This is a genomic window from Microbacterium sp. Bi128 (genome assembly GCF_918698205.1).
Genome location: NZ_CAKKMM010001121.1, coordinates 1 through 1,685 on the forward strand (window position 1 = coordinate 1; position 1,685 = coordinate 1,685).

2 protein-coding genes and 1 pseudogene are annotated in these 1,685 nt (G+C 68.0%); 2 read left to right on the forward strand and 1 reads right to left on the reverse strand.

From position 1 onward, the window contains the following. A partial coding sequence (locus LQV45_RS30395) for a pyridoxal-phosphate dependent enzyme (RefSeq protein WP_230010950.1) occupies window positions 1–673 on the forward strand: 673 nt, incomplete at its 5' end. A gap of 61 nt (window positions 674–734) precedes the next feature. On the opposite strand, the gene LQV45_RS30400 is transcribed toward LQV45_RS30395, so the two are convergent. Continuing rightward, window positions 735–1,391 carry an MBL fold metallo-hydrolase gene (locus LQV45_RS30400; RefSeq protein ID WP_230010952.1) on the reverse strand — a complete coding sequence of 219 codons (657 nt, stop codon included), beginning with the start codon at window positions 1,389–1,391 and terminating at the stop codon, window positions 735–737. Between the two features lie 132 nt (window positions 1,392–1,523). On the opposite strand from LQV45_RS30400, the pseudogene LQV45_RS30405 reads away from it, so the two are divergent. Beyond that, window positions 1,524–1,685: pseudogene (locus tag LQV45_RS30405) on the forward strand (transcriptional repressor); the annotation flags it as partial.

Sequence of the window (1,685 nt, forward strand, 5' to 3'; positions counted from 1 at the left end):
GCACTACATGGACCAATTCACGTACGCCGAACGGGCCACGGACTGGCGCGGGAATAACAACATCGCCGAATCGATCTTCGGCCAGCTGGCGCTGGAGGAGCACCCGGTCCCCGGCTGGGTGGTGGTCGGGGCCGGCACCGGCGGGACCAGCGCCACGATTGGCCGGTACCTGCGCTACCACCGCTACGAGACGGGCCTCGCCGTCGTCGACCCTGAAAATTCCGCGTTCTATCCGGGCTGGCGGAACAGCCGGCCCGACGGCGGGACAGCTGGCGGCGGGACTGCAGCTGACGCACCCGCGGCGGGATTGCCCTCCCGCATCGAGGGCATCGGCCGGCCGCGGATGGAGCCGAGTTTTGTGCCCGCCGTGATCGACCACATGATCCAGGTTCCCGACGCCGCGTCGGTGGCGGCCATGCGGCATCTGAGGGACCACGCCGGTCTGCACGCGGGTCCGTCCACCGGGACCAACCTCTGGGGCGCGTGGCAGCTCATCGCCGGGATGATCGCGGAGGGCCGCCGGGGCAGTGTTGTGACCCTGATGTGCGACGCCGGGGACCGCTACGCCGGAAATTACTACAACCCGGAGTGGCTGGCGGCCCACGGCCTGGATCCCGAACCCCACGAGGCCGTGCTGGGCGAGTTCTTCCGGACCGGCGCCTGGCCGGCCTAAACCAGCCGGCCAGCCCGCCCGTCAGCACGCCGGCCTAAGCCCGCCAAGGCGCCAGCGGCGGCTAAACCTCCGCTGTATCGCCGGCGGAAAGGTGCCGGTACTCGGTGCCGTACTTGGCGCCGATCCGGGTCACGTGCCCCTCCACCAGGCCGCGGCCCAGCTCGTTCAGGAGCGCGTCGTGGATCGGGAAGGCCTGTGGTGCGCGGACACCAATGACAAAATCCACCACTTCGCCCACCTTGTTCCACGGGGCGTGGATGGGTACAAGCAGCGTCTTGACATCGACGCCGTCGGGGATCGCGAAGGAGTCCCCCGGGTGGTAGACATTGCCGTCGACGAGGTAGCCGACGTTGGCCACCACGGGGATCTGCGGATGGATGAGGGCGTGCTGGCCGCCAAAGGTCCTGATGGCGAAGCCCGACGTTTCAAATTCCTCACCCGCGCCCGCCGCATAGATGCGGCTTCCGGCGTCGGGCGCCTTGCCGCGGAGCGTCGCGGCCACGGCCTCCGGGGCGAAAAGCTCAAGGGTGGTGTTCGACTGCAACGCCGCGGCGACGGCGTCGACGTCCACATGGTCCGCGTGCTCGTGGGTAATGAGCACCGCATGTGCTCCGGCCAGGGCCTGGTCCGTCTCCGAAAAGGTGCCCGGGTCAAACACCAGCACCCGGCCGTCCTGTTCGAGGCGGACACAGGCGTGAGTAAATTTGGTCAGCTTCATCCGGCCAGCCTAGGCACCAGCCGTCACAGTGTCCACGAAGCGCCGCTGGCAATCTTGGGCGCTGGTAATCTTGGACATTGCCACCCTCAGCGAGTCCCACCCGCGAATTCTTTTGACGAAGCGAGTTCCACGATGTCCCAAGGCGCTACCACCGGCAGCAGCCGGACTCCGGCCTCGGCACCCGTGCAGGGCAAGGAACAGCGCGTCACCAAGCAGCGCCTCGCCGTCAGTGCCGCCTTGGACGACCTGGCGGACTTCGTCAGCACCCAGGAACTGCACCGCATCCTCCAGGAG